This window comes from Stenotrophomonas sp. S41 (assembly GCF_016624625.1).
Taxonomy (GTDB): Bacteria; Pseudomonadota; Gammaproteobacteria; order Xanthomonadales; family Xanthomonadaceae; genus Stenotrophomonas.
The window spans coordinates 1-7,056 of the sequence record NZ_JACVTV010000163.1; the positions used below are offsets into that span (position 1 = coordinate 1).

Annotated in this window: 7 protein-coding genes; 5 read left to right on the forward strand and 2 right to left on the reverse strand. The window is 67.1% G+C overall.

Annotation, left to right across the window (positions count from 1 at the left end):
• The first annotated feature begins 101 nt into the window (after window positions 1-101).
• The 3 genes from IAE56_RS20190 to IAE56_RS20200 all read left to right on the forward strand — a co-directional run bounded on the left by IAE56_RS20190 (window position 102) and on the right by IAE56_RS20200 (window position 2,607).
• Complete coding sequence (locus IAE56_RS20190; RefSeq protein ID WP_200753745.1) at window positions 102-869, forward strand: sulfurtransferase; 768 nt, start codon at window positions 102-104, stop codon at window positions 867-869.
• A gap of 175 nt (window positions 870-1,044) precedes the next feature.
• Entirely contained in the window at window positions 1,045-2,040 is a 996-nt protein-coding gene (locus IAE56_RS20195) for an LLM class flavin-dependent oxidoreductase (RefSeq protein ID WP_108768452.1), read from the forward strand.
• 69 nt (window positions 2,041-2,109) lie between these two features.
• The gene (locus tag IAE56_RS20200) at window positions 2,110-2,607 is read left to right on the forward strand and encodes a pyridoxamine 5'-phosphate oxidase family protein (RefSeq protein WP_108768453.1); all 498 of its coding nucleotides are present in this window, start codon (window positions 2,110-2,112) and stop codon (window positions 2,605-2,607) included.
• 324 nt (window positions 2,608-2,931) lie between these two features.
• On the opposite strand, the gene IAE56_RS20205 is transcribed toward IAE56_RS20200, so the two are convergent.
• Both IAE56_RS20205 and IAE56_RS20210 read right to left on the reverse strand, forming a co-directional pair.
• Complete coding sequence (locus tag IAE56_RS20205) at window positions 2,932-3,603, reverse strand: exopolysaccharide biosynthesis protein (protein ID WP_200753746.1); 672 nt, start codon at window positions 3,601-3,603, stop codon at window positions 2,932-2,934.
• A complete protein-coding gene (locus IAE56_RS20210; RefSeq protein WP_079221422.1) occupies window positions 3,587-4,891 on the reverse strand; it encodes a hemolysin family protein in 1,305 nt (434 codons plus the stop codon). Before IAE56_RS20210 ends, IAE56_RS20205 begins: the two co-directional genes overlap by 17 nt.
• 292 nt (window positions 4,892-5,183) lie before the next feature.
• Between IAE56_RS20210 and IAE56_RS20215 the strand changes: the two genes are divergently transcribed.
• Window positions 5,184-5,810, forward strand: a complete 627-nt coding sequence (locus tag IAE56_RS20215; protein WP_079221423.1) for a DUF47 family protein — start codon at window positions 5,184-5,186, stop codon at window positions 5,808-5,810.
• 13 nt (window positions 5,811-5,823) lie between these two features.
• Window positions 5,824-6,945, forward strand: coding sequence for an inorganic phosphate transporter (locus tag IAE56_RS20220; RefSeq protein ID WP_108768456.1), 1,122 nt, complete (start codon window positions 5,824-5,826; stop codon window positions 6,943-6,945).
• The last annotated feature ends 111 nt before the right edge of the window (window positions 6,946-7,056 follow it).

Genomic DNA, 7,056 nt, shown 5'->3' on the forward strand with positions numbered 1-7,056 from the left:
AGTGCCGGCCGCTGGCCGGCACGGGGTCGGATCCCTCCGCTGCGCGGAGGGCTCTGACCCCCGAATCTGCCTGTTCGGGCGCGAGGCGCTAAAATGGCGGGATGATCGCCAATACCGCCGCCTACCACTTCGCCGTCATCGACGCCCCCCAGGTCCTGTGCGACCAGCTGCTGGCGCGTGCCGAGGCCGCGGAGCTGCGTGGAACGATCCTGGTGGCGGGCGAGGGCCTGAACCTGTTCCTGGCCGGTGCACCGGAGGCGATCGAGGGCTTCTACGCCGCCCTGCATGCCGATGCGCGTTTTGCCGACATGCGGGTCAAGACCAGCTTCAGCGAGCACCAGCCGTTCGCGCGCCTGAAGGCCAAGGTCAAGGGCGAGATCATCAGCTTCCGCCGCGATGACGGCCAGCCGCTGGAGTACCCGCGCGCGCCGGCCGTGGACCCGGCCACCGTGCAGCGCTGGCTGCGCCAGGGCCACGACGATGCCGGCAAGCCGGTGGTGATGCTCGACACGCGCAACCTGCAGGAAGTGGAGTACGGCACGTTCAAGGACGCGCTGGTGCTGCCCATCCACAAGTTCACCGACCTGCCCGAGGCCCTGGCGCCGCACCGCGAGGCGCTGAAGGACAGCACCGTGGTCAGCTTCTGCACCGGTGGCATCCGCTGCGAGAAGGCGGCGCTATGGATGGTCAACGACGGCATGGACAACGTGCTGCAGCTCGACGGCGGCATCCTCGGTTACTTCGACGAAGTGGGCGGCGAGGGCTACGAGGGCCGTTGTTTCGTGTTCGATGAGCGCGTGGCGCTGGATGCGGCGCTGCAGCCAATGGTCGACGAACCGCTGGCCGAGCCGCGCCCCAGCGCGTTCTGACCGCGCGACTCTGTAGAGCCGAGCCCATGCTCGGCTCTTTTTCGCCGCCCACCGGCAGCCGAGCATGGGCTCGGCTCTACACCCGCCCCGCAGGAATCAGCATCCTGCCACCGTCACTGGCCGTGGCCCCGTCCCGACCCCATGCAGGGGACATCTTGTGACGGAAATACGCCTGATGATCCCGTTGTCGATCCTCGACCTGGCCCCGGTCTGCGAGGGCAGCGATACCACCGCCGCCTTTGCCAACATGCTGGAACTGGCCCAGCACGCCGATGCGCTGGGCTATCGCCGCTACTGGCTGGCCGAACACCACAACATGCCCGGCATCGCCAGCGCGGCGACCGCCGTGCTGATCGGCCACGTGGCCGGCGGCACCCAGCGCATCCGCGTCGGCTCCGGCGGCATCATGTTGCCCAACCACGCGCCGCTGCAGGTGGCCGAGCAGTTCGGCACGCTGGCGTCGCTGTACCCCGACCGCATCGACCTCGGCCTGGGCCGCGCGCCCGGCACCGACCAGCCCACCGCGCGCGCGCTGCGCCGCTATTTCGACAGCGCCGACCAGTTCCCGCAGGACGTGCGCGAGCTGCTGCACTACTTCGAACCGGTGCAGCCTGGCCAGGCCGTGCAGGCCGTTCCCGGTGGTGGCCTGCGGGTGCCGACCTGGATCCTCGGTTCCAGCCTGTTCGGCGCGCGCATGGCCGCCTCGATGGGCCTGCCGTATGCGTTCGCCTCGCATTTCGCGCCCGATTCGATGGATGAAGCGCTGGCGGTCTATCGCCGCGAATTCCGCCCCTCGGCCACGCTCAAGCAGCCGCACGCGATGCTCGCGCTGAATGTCGTCGCCAGTGACAGCGAAGCCGAATCGCGCCGGTTGTTCACCAGCCAGCAGCAGAGCTTCGTCAACCTGCGCCGCGGCCGCCCGGGCCGCATTCCGGCGCCGATCGACGACATCGAGACCTTCTGGGAACCGCACGAGAAGCTGGGCGTGGAGCGCGCGCTGGCCTGCACCGTGCTGGGGGATCCGCAGCAGGTGGCCGAGGGCATTGCCGCCTTCGTCGACCGCCACAAGCCCGACGAACTGATGCTGACCGCCAACCTGTACGACCACCGCGCGCGCCTGCGCTCGTTCGAGCTGGCCATGCAGGCCTGGCACGCCCGCCACGCGGGCTGAACATCGGCATCACGGCGCATTGCAGCCGCGCCGGGTCTGATGGGGGCTCCTGCAACCGGAGCCCCCACCATGGCCGATTCCCGCGCCGAACACATTGCCCAGCTGGCCGAACTGATCAAGGACGTGGAGGTGGCCATGTTCACCACCGTCGGCGTCGACGGCCGCCTGTACAGCCGCCCGTTGGGCACCCAGCAGGTCGCCTTCGATGGCGACCTCTGGTTCGCCACCGCTGCAGACAGCCCGAAGGTGGCCGAGATCGCGCTCAATCCGCGGGTCAACGTGGCCTATGCCTCGCCATCGAAGAACACGTACGTGTCGGTGGCCGGACGCGCGCGCATCGTCGATGACCGGGAGAAGATCGAGGAGCTGTGGTCGCCGCCGATGAAGCTGTTCTTCCCGGGTGGCAAGGATGATCCGAACCTGCGGCTGATCCACGTGCGCGCCGATTCGGCGGAGTACTGGGATGGCCCGGGCACGCTGCTGGGCAAGGCGCTGAGCTTCGTGCTGTCGGCGGTGCAGGACGAGCCGGCGCAGCTGGGCGACAACGGGTTCATTGACCTGCGGTGAGCAATTCCGCCGGGCATGGCCCGGCGCTACCGCTGCTTCATCCACGCATGGCGTGGATCTACTGCTTACGCATTGGTCCACGCCGCCCGAGCGATTTCCGCATGGGTCCATGTCGTGCGCGCGATCCAGTAGATCCACGCCATGCGTGGATGATCATGTCATCCGCAGAGGGTAGTGCCGGGGGGGGGGGGGGGGGGGGGGGGGGGGGGGGGGGGGGCGCGGGCGCCCGGGGGGGGGGCGGGGCCGGGGCCCCCCCCCCCCCCCCCCGCCCCCCCCCCCCCCCCCCCCCCGACTCTACCAGCGCGTTGAAATGGATGCCGGTACTCAAAACCAGCGTTGGAACAGCTCCACCGTATACCCCACCAGCTGCCCGGAACTGAAGCCGAAGAAGGCGATCGCCACCAGCCCGGCAACCCAGTTGAACAGCATCAACGCACCATCGCGTTCCAGCAGCGCCAGCGCGAACAGCAGCAGCTGGAAGCCGAACAGGAAGTTGGTGAACGGGATCGGCAGCGACAACAGCACGCCCAGCAGCACCAGCAGCAGGCCGGTGAACGCATGCGCCGGCAGCGGGATCAGCAGCTGCGGCATGCGCGGCGACAGCATCCGGTCCAACCGCCGCAGCGGACGGTCGATGCGATCCAGGAAGCTGTGCATGGTGCCGCGCTTTGGCCCGCGGCGGGCAATGAAACCCGGCAGCCACGGCTTGCGCCGGCAGAACAGCATCTGCAGCCCAATCAACACCACCAGCGGCCCGCTGACCGCGCCGCCCATGCCCGGGATCGGGATGAAGGAGGGCAGGATGGCGACGAACAGGAATACGCCGAAAGCGCTCTGCTGCAGGTCCTTGAGGATCTGCCCGAGTGGCATGTGCTCAGCCGGGTCGCCGGAGGCGAACATCGCCAGCAGGGTACGGATGCCCTCGTTGCGGTAGATCGGGCGCGGCTCGCCCGATCCCTCGTGCGGCGCCTGGTTGGACTCAGGCGGTGAGCTCATCGGCCTGCTCATCGGACAGGGTGCGCAGCAGCAGCTTGTCCACGCGTGCGCCGTCCAGGTCGACCACCTCGAAGCGCCAGCCGGCCCAATCGAAGTATTCGCCTGCATGCGGGATGCGACCGAAGTAGTGGATGCACATGCCGGCCAGCGTGTAGTAGTCGCCGTCCTCGGCATCGGGCAGCTCGTTGCTGCCGATCAGTTCGCGAAGGTCCTCGATCGGCAGCGAACCATCCACCAGCAGCGAGCCGTCCTCGCGGGTCACCACCAGCGCGTCTTCGTCGGCGTTTTCCACTGCCTGCAGGCGGCCGACCACCGCGCCCATCAGGTCGCTGATGGTCACCAGGCCTTGGATCTCGCCGTACTCGTCCACCACCAGCGCCATCGACTGCTGTTCCTCGCGGAAGATCTCCAACAGCTTCATCGCGTGGGTCGATTCGGAAACGTACAGCGGCTCGCGCAGGGTCTGGAACAGCGCGTTGTCACCGCGCGCCATGCGCGTGGCCAGCGACTTCAGTTCCAGGATGCCGACCACGTCCATGTCGTTGTCGCGCAGCACCGGGTACCGCGAGAACTCGTGCTCGGCCATGATTTCGAGGTTGCGCTCCAGCCCGGCCTGGGTGTCGAGCCAGGCGATGCGGTTGCGCGGGGTCATCAGGCTGTCGGCGGTGCGGTCGCCCAGGCGCATGACACGGTTCATCATGTCGCGCTCGTGGGTGTCGATCACGCCGGCCTCGTGGCTCTCGGCCACCAGCATGCGGATCTCTTCTTCGGTCACCTGGGCAGCCTCGTCCTGGCCCAGGCCCATCACCTTCAGCATCAGCTGGGTGGTCTTGGACAGCAGCCAGACGAAGGGCAGGGCCAGCTTGGCCAGCCAGCTCATCGGCATGGCCACCAGGCCGGCGATGGCCTCGGACCGGGTCAGGGCCAGGCGCTTGGGCACCAGCTCGCCGAAGATCAGGGTGATGAAGGTGATCAGGCTGACGGCCAGCACCGTGCCGATCTTGCCGGCATAGGCAAAGCCGGGCATCAGCCCCTCGATCCAGCCGCCGAAGGCTTCGCCCAGTGCCTCACCGCCCAGATAGCCGGTCAGGACGCCGATGACGGTAATGCCGATCTGGACGGTGGACAGGAAGCTTTCAGGCTTCTCGGAGAGCTCCAACGCCTTGGCTGCGCGCTTGGAGGTGGCCGCCATCTGCTTCAGGCGGCTCTTGCGCGAGGTCATGACCGACATCTCGGACATGGCAAAGAAGCCGTTCAGAAGAACAAGCGCGAAAACAATCAGGATCATTTCAAACACGGGCGTCGTCCCCGGTTGGTGGCAGGGAGGGCGGGTGCTTGCAGTGGCGGCAGGCGCTCAGGAACGGGGTCCGGCGCGGCGCAGGGGGGTAAGGGTCGTCGTCCATAAGGTGCGCCCGGGGGCGCGCTGGCATCTTAGCAAAGGCCCATGGCAGGGTGGCAACTACCTGTTCAGGTTGGGGGTTTCCACCCCCTCTTGGGGGGCGGGGATACCCGGAATGGTCATCTAGCCGTCATAATTCGTCCTGGTGCCGTCCTTCCCGCGACGGCTGACAGGTTTCTCAATGTTCTCTCTGCAGACCATTTTCGGTTCCGGCAAACAGTTCTACACCCTGCTCGATGAGGCTGCCGTCGCGGCCAACGACGCCGCCAAGGCACTGCATTCGATGCTGCGCGAGGCCGACCGCCAGCCCGCGCTGGACGCCTTCAAGCTGGCCCGCCTGCGCGAGCGCGCCGCCTCGGACAAGATCAGCCAGGCGCTGGTGGACAGCTTCATGACCCCGATCGAGCGCGAGGACATCGAAGCGCTGGGTTCGGCCCTGTACAAGATTCCGAAGCAGATCGAGAAGTTCGCCGATCGCTATTCGCTGGCCACGACCCACCTGGAACACATCGACTTCGCGCCGCGCGCGGCGATGCTGGAACAGGCGGCCGGCGTGGTGGTGGAGATGGTGGCCGACCTGCGCCACATGAACCTGGACCGCATGACCGCGCTGAACGAGAAGCTGCGCTCGCTGGAGAACGAGGCCGACCGCCTGATGCTCGAGCTGTACCGCGACATCTACTCGGGCCGCCTCGACAACCTGCAAATGTTCCTGCTGAAGGAATTCTTCGAGATCCTGGAAAAGGCCATCGACCGCTGCCGCGAGGCGGGCGTCGTGGCGTACCAGATCGTCTTGAAGAACAGCTGACGGACGCCGCCGCATGTTGACCCTTGTCCTGGTGGTGATCCTGGCCGCGCTCGTCTTCGAGTTCATCAACGGTTTCCACGACACTGCCAATTCCATTGCCACCGTGGTGGCGACCAAAGTGCTTTCGCCCGGCTGGGCGGTGATGCTGGCGGCGGGCATGAACCTGCTCGGCGCGCTGACCGGCACCGCAGTCGCACTCACCATCGCCTCGGGCCTGCTCAACACCAACGTCGTGGATGTCACCCCGCAGGTGATCCTCTGCGCGCTGCTGGGCGGCATCATCTGGAACCTGATCACCTGGTGGAAGGGCCTGCCGTCCTCCTCCTCGCACGCCCTGATCGGCGGCCTGTGTGGCGCCGGCCTGGCCGCGGCCCACAACAACTGGGACGCGCTGATCTGGTCCGAGCGCCTGGGCAGCTGGGCGCAGAACAAGGGCCTGCTGTGGAAGGTGTTCGTGCCGATGATCACCTCGCCGATTGCCGGCTTCCTGCTCGGCATCGTGGTGATGGTGCTGCTGTGGGCGATCATCGCCGGTCTGGCCAAGATCGGCGGCGCCATCGGCCGCCTGGCGCGCCCGCGCATCGTCAATGCCTTCTTCGGCAAGGCGCAGATCGCCTCGGCGGCCTATATGGGCTTCGCCCACGGCCACAACGACGCGCAGAAGACCATGGGCATCATCGCCATGACCCTGATCGGTGCCGAAGCCACCGGCGCGTTGAACGACCTGCCGTCGTGGCTGGCCTTCATGCACCCGGACGCGCACGCCGGTGACGGCATCGCGATGTGGATCGTGCTGACCTGCGCGGTGGTGATGGCTGCCGGTACCGCCTCGGGCGGCTGGAAGATCATCAAGACCCTGGGCCACAAGATGGTCAAGCTGCACCCGATCCACGGCTTCGCCGCGGAGACCAGTTCGGCCACGATCCTGACCCTGGCCGCCCACTTCGGCATGCCGGTCTCGACCACCCACAGCATCTCCACCGCCATCATGGGCGTGGGCTTCGCCAAGAACCCGCGTTCGCTGAGGTTCGGCGTGATCGAGCGCATCGTCTGGGCCTGGATCCTGACCATCCCCGCCGCCGGCGGCTGTGCGTACCTGATCCTGAAGCTGTTCGAGCTTTTCGGCTGGACCTGAGGCCAACGGCCCGATAAACGAAAAAGCCCGCCGGATTCCGGCGGGCTTTTTTCATGGGAGTGACCCGTCCTGAATTGGGTTGACACCTTTTCCCTCTGGAGAAGGAATGTT